This is a genomic window from Bacillus sp. VA15 (assembly GCF_055721145.1).
In genome coordinates, this window is record NZ_JBVQPQ010000005.1 from 194,725 (window position 1) to 210,295 (window position 15,571).

The following is a 15,571-nucleotide window of genomic DNA, read 5'->3' on the forward strand; positions in this document are numbered from 1 at the left end:
ATCTCCGTTAGAGTTAATTAAATTTTTGCTACGAGTCCTTTAAATTTTTCATAATTCACTTTAACTCCATCATCTAAATCTATTTCAATTTGCATATCTGCCATATGGTGTAATAATTCATCGTATGCTTTCAGCTCTTCAATTTTCTTATCAAGGGATTTCAGTTCTTTTTTTGCATTGCTTATCTCTTTTGCAGTGGAATCTCCATCAATGATATTAAGCAAGTCTTTCTTTTCAGCCTCCAACCGAATTTGATATTCATGTAAATAATCTGTTCGGATACGAGATAAAGTCGTTTTATCATAACGGTGCATATAGATAAGACAATTAAACGCCTTCTCCTTACCCGAAGTAAACAACCAATAGATAGGTCGCTTACTATAAGTCTTTAAATGATCTTTGTAAAAATCATTTAAGAAGTAACGGCGAAGCGTTTCTTTTGCAGTTTCACCTTTCTTTCTACCAAGTACATCTGCTATAAAGTCTAGGTTTTCGGAAAGTGTTTCTTCCCCGAATGTTACTTGAACAAAGTCAATGAACCTTGAAACAATATCATCTTCAAAATATGCTTCTCGAAGAATTGGAAGTATATTATCTTTATCTGCTAAAAATGTTTGATACTGTACAGAATCAAATTTACCACCGGCATAAATAAGACCATCTTCATCAAGCGAATAACGACCAAATGAGCATCCGATTGCATAGGAGATGAAGCTCTTTATATCTCTTTCCAAATCAGACTTTCGGATTGCTATATCTTTATTTTCCAATTTGTGTGATAACATGCCCTGCAATCCGTATAGCTCAATAAAAATGTGATTTATTTTTTCCTCGTTGTCTTTAATTTTATTGAACTGCTTTTCTGTAAAACACTCCCATTTCTTAAAAGAGGACTTAATTGTTTTAGATTTGAATTTCATTAACGGATGTTTATCAAAATCCCAAGATAATTCAAATGAATCCCATTCAACTTTAGAAATTTTTATATTACTATCGACTAAATGTTCTATTTCAGATCGAATCTCTTCTTTAAACACAACCGGGATTTTAGAAATATTTCCAACTTCGAAATTAAGGGTTGGACTTAATATTTTCATTATTTCCCTTACAACTGAGGCATTTAAAAGTGCAAGTATATATTTTAAAGTTGACTCATCCTCAGTATAGAAGAATGGACTAGCATCCCCTTGAACTATACCTTGCCTTTGATATCGTACTGAAAACTTCCCTGATGATATTTTATTCCAACTAATACAAGCCTTAAAGTACTTATCTTCTGAGGGAATAATTGCTTTACCAGTTGACTTAATATTCTTGCCATCATTTTCCCAATCAACTACATCAACAATATTGCCATACCATTTTCTATAATTCCCACCACTATTAAATAGAAACCATTTATAATCCTTTGACAGTTGTTGGTTATAAGACAAATTATCTAAAAACAATTTTGTTTTACTGACTTCAAACCAACCTCTTACAAAACGAGATGAATTACCAGTTTGTAATCCTCGTCGTGCAATTCCAAAATGTGAAAGTTCATCTGCCTCTGAAAATATAGAAATCAAATCAGGTGTTGACCAATAAGCAAAAGGACTCCCGCTAATCTTTGAAAAGTTGACTTGATTAGGATAATACCTATTTTTTAATTCAAAGTACTCACTCTCTTTTTTATCCTTCTTACTATAGTTATAATCAGTCAGTCTAATAGCCACCATCTTACTTTTTGGTGTAGAATTTTTATTAACCCAAGATACAATAGGATTATGACCGACCTTACCATCAAATAGTTCTGTACCAAAATCAACTAGCGAACTAAATTCTACTGTTGCTAACAACCTTTTCCTCAATTGCTCAAAACTTTTTAAAAACATCCACGAAGTCGTAGTAATGTAAGAGATGAATCCACCTTTAACAGAATAGCTGTCAATGGCCTTTTGATACATTACCATCGACAAATCAGTTTTTGTATATGGAAAATGTTTTTTTACATAGTCATTTAATAAGGGACTCATTCTTGAACTGTTCAAATAAGGTGGGTTTGTAATAACAATGTCATATTGTTGTGTCATAATGCGAGCTTGCTTTAGTAACTTGGGCATTTGTTCACTAATTTCATTTAATATATGACTTTGAAACAAATCCTCGGCAATACCATTTTTGGTTATTTCACTCAATGAATTTAATAATGAATCATAATCTTTGACCTCCACATTGAGAATTGATCCATACTCTTTAGCATTTTGAAAAACATTAATCAAGTAATTAACAGTTTCAGTATCCTCATGCTTCAGATGATTTTTAAAATAGGTCAAATCTAATTTTGCAATCTGATTACTCTCTTCAATTGAGCATAAATTTAGTCGAATACCTTCAGTTAAGATGCGTCTATTATATTTTCTTGCTTTCATGACCACTGCAAAACACGCCAGTTGATATGCTCTATAGTCAATATCTATTCCATACAGATTTTTTTCCAAAATCAATCTTGCTGCATCACGTTTCACATAGCCACATGACTCGTAAATTTGCATTAATACCTCAAAAGCATAAACTAGGATATGACCACTACCCATACAAGGATCAAAAACCTTAATATCTTCAGGGGATAATCGCTGTTTCTTTTCCTTTGGAGTTGCTTCAGGTCTCTCAAGATAGTATTTCCACGTCCCCATTAAGTTATTGTCTGGATGCCTTTCCAACCATAGGCTTCCAAGGGAATTTTCAACCATATATTTAACAGCCCAATCGGGAGTAAATAATTGCGTTGCAGCAGGTAATAGATCTTTAGGTACCCTACTCTTGGACATGCTTCCATCATAGACAATTTCATTCATTTCTGTGTTGTAATATTGATACAACCAACCAATTATTTCGATTTCTTCCCAATCACTTTCAAGAATAAATTCTATATTTGTCATTTGACGGATAAAAGAATCGGTAGAAAGCAAACCTTCTGGAAAAAGAATTTCAGTATAATCATCAATCGTTTCAAACATGAATGGCATATAACGGTTTAGGTCATTACAATGCTTGATAATTAGATATTTGAACAATTCCTCTGAGTTATTGTTCATTTTTAGCTCATAGATATATTCCTTGTCCAAATCCAAATCTAAGAAAAGAGCTTCTTTCATCATGTCTGGTTCTGTACTTCCGGTGTTAGTAGAAGAAAGTACCCTTACTTTGGTTGGTAAGTAGTCATTTACCTCCATAAAGCGTAAGGCAGTGAAACGGTTGAACCAAGTATAAGCAACTTCCTCCATTACTTGCTTGAATCCTATTTGTATAATACGATCAATCAATCTATCTCTTTGAACCTTCTCTTCCTTTGAAAGCTGTCTGCCATCAATAAAGATGGCATCTGAGCTTTCGATATCCGCTTTTTTTATGTTATCTTCTGTAATTCCTATCTTCATTGCTTTTGCTTCGACTTTCTTCAACAGCTCTCTGCGTGCATTCGTTGCAAAACTCTTGAGTGCTGATTTATTCATACATTTCACCCCGCTTACTCAACAAACTCAATTTGTTTATTTTCTTTAATAATCTGTTTTAACTTACCAGATAAAGCATTGATGTACTTATCGACATCATCTTCTGTAGTTAATGTTTTTACATTGACTAATTTTGTTACTTTTACTGGTTGCTTTTGAATAGTTGGACCAACAGGCGATACAGGAGGTTCAACTACTTCACCACCTGAGCGTTTTCTTTCTTCTTCTTCCTTCTTACGTTTCCATTCAGCAATTTCTCGCTTGATAGACCCTTCCATTTTTTCCTTGAAGCTGGTGCTTTGAGAAACTGTTGCGTCAACTTTATAAATATCTGTAAAATTATCTACATTAACATTAAGTTCTTGATAGTAACGATTTACTCTTTCTTTAGTTTCATTTGATACACCATATTGTGATGTCAATAAGGATAAGTAATCACTATCATCTTTTAACTTTTTATGAGCATTTTCTTTCTTCTCATTAAGGACATTATTTATTTGTTCATCCATTGCATGAATAAGCTCTGGAATATCTTTTATCTTTTTATAAGGATTTGGATCTTGAAGTATGGACTGGAGCTTTTCAATAGCTTGCTCTATCTCTGCACCTATTAAATAAGATTTATTTTCATCATACTTTCTTATAGCTGCTAATCCATCATCAAAAATCTGTTTCTGATCAGTACCGAAGAAACTTTTGACATAGACAATATCCTCTTCCCAATCAAGTAAATCACCTTCTACTTCCTTTAACTTGTTGAAATAAGATACATTGTCTAAGCCACTATGGAACTGTTCAAAGTATTCCAATCCTTTATTAAGTAGGCTCAAACCAGGATACGTTCTTCCTTCATAACGGGCTTTATATCCCTTGATTTCGACTATTTGTTTTTCTACAAGTAGTCGAATGTCCTTCAGCAGTCCATCTTCATCATCAGCCAAATCTGTTTTATTGAAAACATCTTTACAAATACTTTTAGCTGTTTTAATTAATTTTTCGTCAACTTTTACTCTCTTTAACACAATCGCTTTGTCGGCTTCCTGTGTCTTGGTAAAAATCGTTACAAGTATATTAACATTATTTTCAGGTTCCAAGTATTCTGCATTATAACGAATTCGAATACGTTGTTCTTTTAATAAATATGCAATTATTCCTGCTATATCGAGTGTCTTCCAACCATATGGTTTATCTCCAAAACGATCAAATAGGACTTTTACACGCACTTGCTTTTTCAGATCGTCTTGTAAACTGATAAAATCAGACACTTCCCGCTTAGCCAACTCATTTGGATTTACTTTCAAAGTTTCTTCAAAAGACAATTGTTCATCGTTTGAAGCAAGGATTGAAATTAAGGCCCTTTCATTATCTAAGTGTTCCTTTACATAACTGAGTTTTGTATAGACATTATCGACTAGCATTGTGAAGGCAGCATTCACTTTCTCACGAACAGTTGAGCCTTTTATTTCGACTTTGTCGCCATTGATAAAGAATGCACTGTCCTTAATCGCTTCCTCCAAAAGCTCACGAACCCTTCTTCGACGTTCACGAACTTCTGCTTGTTTATTATTTAAGATATTCTGAATGTTTTCAGGAAGTTGCGTAATATTCGTTTTCTTTCGGAACTCCTCAATACGCAATGCTTCTCCAATTTCCTCAATATAGGCCTCATTACCACCAAGTTTAATAATCATTTCCCCGTTACCCGAAGTCATCATCATTAATTCTTGCTCGGACTTATGGTAATGGTCTGATAATGGAGAAAGAATTTGCATCCCTATATTAGAGGTCTGATTCCCATAATTTTTCTCATCCATTTTTTGATTATAGGTAAATGAGTATTCACTGTTGTAACGGAAACGCTTTTCATCATATAGGTCTTGGAAGATGTAGTTTGCTAACTCCCGTTTAACGATGTCTTCATCAATATTTAGGGATTTGATTTCCCTATTGATATCTTGTTCGTCATCTGTTAAAAAGATATAATTATCACCATTTTTCTGAACCAATGTTTGGGAAATTAGCTTTCGTAAAGAAACTTTAATTTTCTCTTTAAGCTGTAACTTATCCTCATCAATATGTGTAACCATTAATGAAGCAATATTATCGAAATTTGCTGGAAGTTCTTTTACATATTTAATCAAGAACAGGACCTTTAATAGATCTATGTTAAAATCATCATCTTTTAGGGCTGGATTTTCATAGGCACCTTCGATAACTCTTGAAATGGATGGATTCAAAAATTCCTTTATCGTGTCATAGAAGGCATAAAAAGGTATAAGTGTACCTTCTTCAGCATTCTTATATTGAAGACCAGCTTCTTTAAATGCTGATAACATGGAGCGTTCCCCTTCGGATAAATGCTTACCAGAAGAGCCATGTTTTCTTACTTGCTCAAAAACATTTTGTAACAACTTGAATTGATAAGGCATGAAAGGATACACATCTGCAAATTCCTGTTCATTGTCAAACCCACGTAAATCCGCTGTGCTTTCTCGGAAACTAATTAGGTTCTTTAAAATAGCACTTTTTTCAGGATAAAGTACTTTCAATTTGTCATTAGCAAAGTCCTTTTTCAATAGGATACGCTTTTTGATAACTTCATCAACCGAGATGGATGATAGGGATAGCCTTGTATCGAATCGTCCTTGAATACGTGAGAAGTCGTCCCCTTTAACTTTGATAATGCTATCAATACTCTCTTGGGAAGTAACCATAATCCACACCTTACCTTTACAATGGGTTCCAAGATCTTCAGCCACTGTCTGCAAGTTCAACATCAAACTACGGTTATCACCGATGTATTGGCCGATCTCATCCACGAGGAAGATAAGGTGGAAGTTTTTCCCCTTACTATTGATGTATTCATTTACGTCTTTAGCAAACTTTTCAATACTGATTTCAAAATTATTTACACCGTTCTCAAACCAATTTCGAGCAGACTCTTCCGTCATATCAGTTACTTTCGTTAAAGCATCGATGACAAAATCCGCATCAAAGTAAAAACTATTACGACGTTCTTCCCATGATTCACCAGCTAATGAGTTAAATTCTGCTTTAAACGCCTCATAGACTCCCTGTTTATCCAGGTACTTCTCCATTTCAGCAACACCAGGTATATCTCCATAGTAGCCACGATGCTCATAAAAAACCTTCATGAAGACACGGAGAATTGCATCTTCTTTTGATTTATTATCGAGTGAACCTTTTGAATCTATGTTGAACAAAATGACTTCTGTCTCCACATCAGCCGTTCTTTGCATATTCGCATATACAAGAGGGTCTTCTACTTTTTCTTGAAAGAAATCAATTGCTTGTTTACCTTTTACCTTCTTGTTTTCAAGCAAGTAAGCAAGTATCTTCAGAAAGTGTGATTTACCGGAACCAAAGAATCCAGAAATCCAAACACCCATCTTATCCGTTACACCATTAATCCCTTTTTGATAATTTTCATAAAACTTAGAAAGGTGTTTTTGCAGCTCACGGGTAACAACATACTCGTCCAACTCCTGATAAATATTATCTTCATCTTGTTGAGCGACTTTAATGACTCCACGAATATCACGTTCAATGTCTTTTTGAAACATATCTTTAATAATCATCTAAATTCCCCCTATCCCTTTTAATCGACTAATCGGAAAGCCCTGTAATAATTATCATCCTTAAATTTTCCAAACAATTGTAATGATTGCCCATCATATTTACCTGGAAAAAACATGATTACAGGTATATTGTCCAAAACTTCTTGCAAATTATTTAAGATACTGTGAGACCGAACAAATGGGTAAACCTTCCCTATTCCTGTGATAAAAATCACATTATAGTCATCCACTTGTTCCTTAATTTTATTTAGAAACACCTCAGGCTTAGCAAATGTTGTCATCGCTTTAAACAATGCTTCTCTGCCTTGACGTTCTTCCATTAAAAAAATGCGATCAAAAATTCTTTTTTCCTTTGTAATATCAATGAGCATCTTGTACAAATCAAACTCGATTACTCTTCGATTTGATCCTTCATAGTTCAATTGTCTTTTGATCCGTTTAACGTAATCTCTGATATAAAGCTCCTGATTCGGTTCGTAGTCAAACACATAAAAACTAATTTCGTTGCCCAAACCACGACCTTCGATAAATTTATCTTCTTTAATTTTATCAATAATTTTATCAGCCCTAGCTTTCAAGTTACTCATTCTGTCACCTCCTACTCACCCATAGCATGTACATAACGAGAATCGCCAATTTGAGTAAGATAATTTTTTATCGGTTCATCAATAATTAGCTTATTTAGTTCTTTACTCTTCCTGTTTCTTAAAATACCGCCTTCATACAATACTTGGATGTAGGCACGTTTTAACTTTTCAACATTAATATCACTCCAACTAGCTACCTTCTCACTTTGCTCTGCTTTAGAAGAAAAGAAGAGATTAAGGTCCTTCTTCTCTATGAGGTAATCATTATTATGTAGCTTTTCCCCTATTACCTCATCCATGAACTCGAAGAACAGTAAATCAGTCTTCATAATGGCATATAGATTAAGGGTTTTCCCAGTTTCAATAGACCCTTCCAACAATAAAGCAGCAAGCGTTTCATCAATAACTTCTGCCCTTTTCATAACGGATGGCAGTGCTCTATTGATTCTTCCTTGGTTATTAAATTGAAACAGATTTTCTTCTTTTACTTTTTTTCTTATTTCATCTTTGGCTAAGCCCCGTTGTTTCAACTTTACAACCTGTTTTAACTCAAAAAGTAAAAAGGACGCCCCATTCAAGCTTGAAGAATATTCCAAATCCATTGTCATGCAATCAAACCTTTCGGACAAGACTTATTTCCTACTTAATATCCAATACTTTTCCTACCACAGCCAAGCGTCTTTTCCCACATTGCTGTTGGACTACTTTTGTAAACTGATTGTCCTTAATTAATTTTTCCCGATTATTTTCATATAAGTTCTTAATTCCATCTATTAGCTCATTTTCTTTTATCTCTTCCCGCCAATAGGAATCAATTATCTTGTTTAAATCAACAGCTAAATCTCTCTGCGTACGGTAGAATAACTTCAATTCCACAGATTTCACCTCTAAGATAAATCTTACTTAATTCTTATTTTATTCTTATTCTATTTGGAACTCAACGAAAAAGTAGGCTTGTTTCACTATTTAAATTTTAACATGTTCCCTTCAACTAATAGGGAAAATATCCTTTTCGTTAGTACTAAACAGTAGATCATTAAAACCTGAATGAGCTAAGACAGAAAAGCGTCCACAGTTACAACAATTAATAGCCGATGCACGAGCTAAGAAATTGGATGTGATACTAGCTAAAGAACTTTCATGTTTGGCACGTAATGGTCGCCTATCCTATGAGATTCGTGATCTTGTTTAACAAAGCAAGATCCATATCATTACCTTAGATAATGCCATAAACACATTAGAAGGTAATAGGCAAATGTTGGGTATTTATGCCTGGATGTATGAACAGGAATCACAAAGTAAAAGTGAGCGAGTCGGAGCAACCTGAAGGAGCAGTGCACAAAAGGGGCTATTCAAAGATCCAATCCTCCTTATGATTACATTTAGATCTGTTTACAAATACATCCTACTGTGAATATTGTGGGCGTAGAATGCACTATAAATAGAACAGTAGGTGCCTATCCACAATAAACATGGTGTAAAGGCATGTGGGATCATTTAATTAGAGAAGCTGACTTAAAATTAGCCATTCTCAATGACTTAAAACATCTAGCATCGATTTGGATAATCAGGAAATTTGGCATATCCTTGAAAACAATCTAATCAACAGAAAAAGAAGTCAGAAAAGCAAATTAGAAAATTTGAGAAGGAATTAGATCGCTCAAACAAAAGAAAAAGAAATCACTCAGTTTGTTTATTGACGAAAAAATATCCAAAGCAGATTATGATGGAGTGTCAGCGATATCAATGACCAGACGGACATTATCAATTCTAAAACCGAGCAATTGAAGTCTTCTCTTGAAACCAATATCGATGAACTAGCATTCGATGAAATTAAACAACAGTTAGATGTTTTTATGGAATTTCAAGAATTAGCTCAAGAAATACTTCATCGCTTTCTTGAGACAATTGAAATAAAAGCAGATGAAGTCCGAGAATTTTTTATCGATTCTCGAACCCACCTGCTTCTTATTTAATTAATTTTAGCAACGCCACACACTCCACATGATTCGTATGCGGAAACATATCCACAGGCTGCACCTCACGCGTCGCATACCCGCCATCCTCAAGCACCCGCAGGTCTCTCGCAAGCGTACCAGGATTACAGGACACGTACACCACCCGCTTCGGTTTCATCTCCACAATCGTCCGCAGGAGGGCTTCGTCGCAGCCTTTTCTTGGCGGGTCGACGACTAGCGTATCGGCCGTGATGCCTTCTTCATACCACTTTGGAATCACGGTTTCCGCTTCACCGACCGCGAACTCAGCGTTTGTGATGCCGTTTAATTCGGCATTTCGTTTGGCGTCTTCAATCGCTTCCGGCACAATTTCTACACCGTACACTTTTTTCGCTTGCTTCGCCAGAAATAGAGAAATCGTTCCGATGCCGCAGTAGGCGTCGATGACGGTTTCTTCTCCTTTCAGTTCCGCGTACTCAAGCGCTTTGTCGTAGAGCACTTTTGTTTGCTCGGGGTTGACTTGGTAAAACGATCTGGCGGAGATGGCGAATTTGACATCTCCAATGAGGTCGTAGATGTATTCTTCGCCCCAGATGACGTTTGTTTCGTTTCCGAAAATCACGTTTGTTTTGTTTGGGTTGATGTTTTGCACGATGGATTTGACGTGCGGGAACGCTGCTGTGATGTCTTCGATGATCTTCGCTTTGTGCGGAAAGTCACTTGTTCTTGTGATGAAGACGATCATCATTTCACCCGTAACGACGCCGTATCTGACCATGATGTGGCGGAGCCAGCCTTTGTGGCGTTCTTCGTTGTAGGCTTTGACACCGTAGTTTGCGCAAATGTCTTTGACGGCTTGGACGGCTTCGTCGTTTTTGGATTGCTGGATCAGGCAGGCGCTCATGTCGATGATGTCATGGCTTCTTTGCTGATAGAATCCCGCGACGAGTCCTCCTTCCCGTTCTCCTACCGGCACCTGCGCTTTGTTTCTGTAGTTCCATGGGTCTTGCATGCCGAGTGTCGGGTGCATGGTGACGTTGGACAGGTCCAGCTTGCCGATCCGTTCTAAGACGTCTTTGACTTGTTTCTGTTTAAACAAGAGCTGGCCTTCGTAGGTCATGTGCTGAAGCTGGCAGCCTCCGCATTGCTTGTAGATCGGACATGGGGCGTCAGTTCTGTGCGAGCTTTCTTCCTTCAGTTCGATCAGGCGGCCGAAAGCGAACCCTTTTTTGACTCGGGTGACTTTGATTTGTGCTTTTTCTTCCGGAAGGGCGTTCGGCACGAAGATTGGGAAGCCTTGGACCTTTGCGACGCCCGCTCCTTCGTGGGTCAAATCCTCAAATGTCACGTCGTAGTATTCGTTTTTTTCTACTGGGGGTTTCATTTTCATCTATAATCACCTCTTGTTTTAAGCGAAAGAAAAACTTGGCCTATTAAAGCCAAGTTTCAGCGTGTAGGCAAACCTTCGCATTCGTTGTCAGGCCTGTGCTTCGGTGCTCACGAATTCAACATTCGCTGCGCTCCGATGCTCGCCCTTCCTAGACTTCAAAGGTTTTCAATCACGCTGAAAAGATGACAAAATCCTAAAACGAAAACTGTTTTAGGATTTTGTCAACATTCTGAGCTTGGCTTACAAAGCCAAGTTTTTAGTCATCCAGCTGTTCCGCTTTCTCCTTCGGCATGACGACGTGAATGTGTCGGTACAGATTCACGAATTCGCCCGGCAGCATGCCGCCGTACTCGCCGTCCAGGTTCAGCTGCATCTTTTCTGATACATTGACTTTCACGCGGTTCGCTTTTGTATAAATAATGTGCTGGTCGTTGATGTGTTCTCCGCGGAGCGCCATCGTTGCGACTCTGATAAATTCAGCAAGGTTTGCTTTCTTTAATATCATCAAATCAAACATGCCGTCATTCAGGCTGGAGTCCGGCGCGAGTTTTTCGAACCCGCCAACGGAATTTGTCAGCGTGACCAAAAACAGCATGATTTCACCTTGAAACAGCTTGCCGTCATATTCAATCTCGACTTCTGTCGGACGAAGTGAAGGCAGCATTTCCATTCCTTTTAAGTAATAAGCAAGCTGGCCGAGCATCGTCTTGAGTTTGCTTGGCACGTCGTACGTCAGCTCTGTCAGGCGGCCTCCTCCGGCGATATTGATAAAATACTGGCCGTTCACCTGTCCGATATCAATCGGGCGGGCAACACCGTTAATGACTGTATCTGCCGCTTTTAAAATATCCTCGCGTGGAATATTGAGCGCTCTGGCGAAGTCGTTCGTTGTGCCGACAGGAATCACACCGAGTGTCGGACGGTTGTCTAAAGGCGCAAGCCCGTTGACGACCTCGTTAATCGTTCCGTCTCCGCCTGCTGCAACGATTAAGTCAAAATCACGCAATGCCGCTTCCTTGGCAGCGTGTGTAGCGTCTCCTGCGCATGTCGTCGCATGGGTGGAGGTTTCATAGCCGGCTTGTTCAAATTTTTGCAGGACCTGGGCAAGATGCTTTTTAAAGATCTCCCGTCCTGAAGTCGGATTGTATATTATGCGTGCACGTTTCATTATCTCATCATCCTACTTAAGAGTATCCGATCCATTTTTACACTAACAACCTTTAATTATACTATGAGTTAAAAAAATCGCAACAAAATGTACATAATCTTACAGGTGAAAACGCACAAAAGCCTCAGCAGAGCTGAGGCTTTTTGTTTTTTTACTCTTCTTCCGTTCCCGGTTTTTTCTTGCGGAACTTCGCCAATACTTCGTATACGATTGGCACGATCAAGAGCGTCAGAAGCGTTGAACTGATCAAACCGCCGATAACCGTGACGCCGAGTCCTTTTGAAATGACCTGGCTTCCGCCTTCGAAACCTAGCGCTAACGGAATCAAGGCGCCGATTGTCGCGATGGCTGTCATCAGGATCGGACGGAGTCGTGTAGAGCCGGCTTCTAGGAGCGCTTCTCTCGTAGACAGTCCTTCCGCTTCCTTATGAATCACGCGGTCAATTAAGACAATGGCATTTGTAACAACGATACCAATCAGCATGAGCATACCGATCATTGCGTTCAGACTGATCGTTTCACCTGATACATAAAGTCCGACCAGGGCACCGATGACGGTGAACGGCAATGAGAACAGAATCGCAAATGGCGCTAGTGCCCCGCCGAAGGTAATCACGAGCACAAGGTAAACGATCGCTATTGCTGCCAGCATCGCTAAACCGAGCTTCGTAAAGGAATCAGCGATATCTGCGGAAACACCGCCTGTATCGATCGTTACGTTATCAGGCATGTCAAGCTTATCAATTTTCTTCTGGACATCAGCTGATACAGCTGTAACGTTGTCAGATGTAACCTCACCTGTGACATCTGCATAGACTTTTCCGTCACGTTTTGACACAGTATCAGATGTTGATCCTTCTTTCACTTTTGCGACATCGCCGATTTTGACTTCTTTGCCAGTCGCAGAAGTGATCTTTTTATTCTCTAAATCTTTCACACTCTTATACTCGTCTTTTTCTGTCTTAATGTTCACATCAAGCTCTTTGCCGTCTTTTTTCACGGTTGTGAGCGGTTCTTGTGATGTTTGTGTCATTAAGGCCTGAGAAATTTGAGACGCAGTTAAACCGAGTTTGCTTAATTTTTCTTGGTCAGCGACAAATGTGTACTCATCATATGTGCTGGAAAGGCCTGAGTTTACATTTTTCAGATCCTTTTCATCTTTCATGACTTTTTCAATGTCTTTGACCGTGTCTTTAATGTCGCTTTCTGAATCGCCATACACATAGTATGTTAATTCATTGTTGTTGCCTGAAGAACTGAAGTCCTGTGACTTCCATTCTCCGCGGTCAGATTGCTTTTGGATTTCCTTCAGCACGTTGTCTTTTTCTTTATCAAAATCAGGCGTGTCGCTTTCATATTTAATATAGAATAACGCACCGTTTGAATCTCCCCCGGCAAGCGGGCTGCCAGAGCCTAATGAATACTGAACCGTATCCACATGCTTGCGGTCAAGCAGGATTTTTTCCGCTTTTTCAGCTTCAGCTTCGGCTTCTTTTTTCGTTTCACCCGGTTCTGGGCTGTATGTGAGCTGCATCGTTTTTTCTTCCTCGGACGGCAGGTAGCTGGCACCGATTAACGGCACGAGGAACAAGCTTCCAAGGAGCATCAGAACGGCGATGATAGACGTGATCCATTTGTGGCTCAGCGCCCAGTTCAATACTTTTTTATAGATGTTTGCAAGTCTGCCAGGTTTATGTTCTTTCGCTTTGACCTGCCCGCCCGTTAATGATTTTTTGAACAGGCTGTGCGCGAGCATCGGCACAAGCGTGATCGAAATCACCAGGGATGCGGCAAGCGCAAATACAATCGTTAAGGCAAATGGAATAAACAATTCACCGATTTGTCCGCCTACAAGTGCGAGCGGCAGGAATACCGCGATTGTCACGATCGTCGATGACATGATCGGTTTAAACATTTCCTTCGTCGCTTCTCGAACCAAGGCTTTTCCGCGGAGCGGCTCATCTTTGAGTCTCATGCGGCGGTAAATGTTCTCAATCACAACGATAGAGTCATCAACCACACGTCCAATGGCCACGGTCATTGCACCGAGCGTCATGATATTCAGTGTGATATCAAGCTGCTGCAGCACAAGAAGTGCGATCAGCAATGATAATGGAATAGAAATAATCGAAATTAATGTTGATTTGATATCTCTTAAGAATAAGAGAATAATCACAATCGCAAAAATAGCACCGAAAATGGCTTTGCTTAACATCGTTTCAACTGACTGTGTAATCGGCTCTGCCATATCGAGTGTTGCGCTGTAGTCGAAGCCTTTATGGTCTTCTTTGAACTGCTTCAGCTCATCTTTGACATTGTCGGCAACCTCTACTGTATTCGCATCGTTTGCTTTAACAATGTTGATGCCGATGCTGTCTTTTCCATTTGTGCGTGAAACAGATTCGGCTTTTTTCACATCTTTCATTGTCGCAATGTCAGAAAGCTTAACCGTCGGCACATCTGTGCTTGCGCTTTGCTGCGCCTGTGCTGCGGCTTGTGCGCTCTGCGCCGCCGCTTGAGATGCTGCGCCGCTGCCTGCACTTGAAGCAGATGCCATCGGGATTCTCATATTCTTCAAATCTTTTATTGTTTCAATATCGCCGCTTACAACGACAGATTTTTCTTTATTTCCGAATGTGTACAATCCAAGCGGAGTTGTCACATCTGAACCTTGAATCACTTGTTTGACTGTATCTTCATCAAGGCCGTATTCTTTCAGTTTGTCTTCTTTGAAAGAGAATTCAACCTCTTCCACCTGCTGGCCCGATACTTGGACGGAAGCAACGCCTTCTATGCCTTCAAGCTTAGGAACGAGGCTGTCCTCCACTTTTTTCGTCAGCTCTTGCAGATTGTCTTTATCACTGGACACGCTCAGCGTCAGAATCGGGAAGGAGTTCAAGCTGTAGCGTGAAATTTCCGGATCCTTCGCGTCATCAGGCAGGCTGACGTTTTCTAATGCTTCAGCCGCTTCTGTTTTCGCTTTGTCCATATCTTTCTCATAATCATATTCAATCATGACAGACGATGCGTTTTCATAGGACGTCGAAGTCACGACACTGACCCCGTCCAAATTCTGCACCGCTTGTTCAACCGGTTTGGTCACCTCATCAGCCACTTGGCTAGGCGTCGCGCCCGGATATGTCGTGCTGATCGTCAAGTAAGGCATGTTCACGTCAGGAATGGATTCTTGCTTCATATTCATACCCGCATACAAGCCGGCTGCTGTTACAATAATCGTCATCAGCCATACGGCGAATTTGTTTTTCAGAACGAAATTAATAACGTGATTCATCATATCCTCCATTACATTTTTTATTGACTGACTGGTCATTCTATATAATACTAAACGTTATAACGCAACAACGTCAACTCATA

At 39.0% G+C, this 15,571-nt stretch carries 9 protein-coding genes; 1 reads left to right on the forward strand and 8 read right to left on the reverse strand.

The annotated features are described in order from the left end of the window. Window positions 1-17: 17 nt before the first annotated feature. From pglX to AC0DBE_RS14750, 5 genes are read right to left on the reverse strand one after another with little or no spacing between them, the layout of a single operon-like run. Window positions 18-3,494 carry a BREX-1 system adenine-specific DNA-methyltransferase PglX gene (gene pglX / locus AC0DBE_RS14730; protein WP_472962670.1) on the reverse strand — a complete coding sequence of 1,159 codons (3,477 nt, stop codon included), beginning with the start codon at window positions 3,492-3,494 and terminating at the stop codon, window positions 18-20. Between the two features lie 14 nt (window positions 3,495-3,508). Further along, window positions 3,509-7,093, reverse strand: coding sequence for a BREX system P-loop protein BrxC (gene brxC / locus AC0DBE_RS14735; protein ID WP_472962672.1), 3,585 nt, complete (start codon window positions 7,091-7,093; stop codon window positions 3,509-3,511). Window positions 7,094-7,113: 20 nt separating this feature from the next. Beyond that, window positions 7,114-7,680 (reverse strand): DUF1788 domain-containing protein, encoded by a 567-nt coding sequence (locus AC0DBE_RS14740; RefSeq protein WP_472962674.1) that lies wholly within the window; start codon window positions 7,678-7,680, stop codon window positions 7,114-7,116. A gap of 11 nt (window positions 7,681-7,691) precedes the next feature. Further along, window positions 7,692-8,288, reverse strand: coding sequence for a DUF1819 family protein (locus tag AC0DBE_RS14745; protein WP_472962676.1), 597 nt, complete (start codon window positions 8,286-8,288; stop codon window positions 7,692-7,694). Between the two features lie 31 nt (window positions 8,289-8,319). Next, window positions 8,320-8,556, reverse strand: a complete 237-nt coding sequence (locus AC0DBE_RS14750; RefSeq protein ID WP_276736563.1) for a TIGR04540 family protein — start codon at window positions 8,554-8,556, stop codon at window positions 8,320-8,322. Between the two features lie 235 nt (window positions 8,557-8,791). Between AC0DBE_RS14750 and AC0DBE_RS14755 the strand changes: the two genes are divergently transcribed. Continuing rightward, complete coding sequence (locus tag AC0DBE_RS14755; protein WP_472962738.1) at window positions 8,792-8,872, forward strand: hypothetical protein; 81 nt, start codon at window positions 8,792-8,794, stop codon at window positions 8,870-8,872. A gap of 776 nt (window positions 8,873-9,648) precedes the next feature. Here AC0DBE_RS14755 and rlmD read toward each other — a convergent pair. The 3 genes from rlmD to srfP form a co-directional block, all read right to left on the reverse strand. Next, window positions 9,649-11,028, reverse strand: a complete 1,380-nt coding sequence (gene rlmD / locus AC0DBE_RS14760) for a 23S rRNA (uracil(1939)-C(5))-methyltransferase RlmD (protein ID WP_472962678.1) — start codon at window positions 11,026-11,028, stop codon at window positions 9,649-9,651. Window positions 11,029-11,284: 256 nt separating this feature from the next. Continuing rightward, on the reverse strand, window positions 11,285-12,196 hold the full coding sequence (locus AC0DBE_RS14765) for a diacylglycerol kinase (RefSeq protein WP_472962680.1): 912 nt from the start codon (window positions 12,194-12,196) through the stop codon (window positions 11,285-11,287). A gap of 151 nt (window positions 12,197-12,347) precedes the next feature. Next, complete coding sequence (gene srfP / locus AC0DBE_RS14770) at window positions 12,348-15,488, reverse strand: surfactin resistance protein SrfP (RefSeq protein ID WP_472962682.1); 3,141 nt, start codon at window positions 15,486-15,488, stop codon at window positions 12,348-12,350. Between the last annotated feature and the right edge of the window lie 83 nt (window positions 15,489-15,571).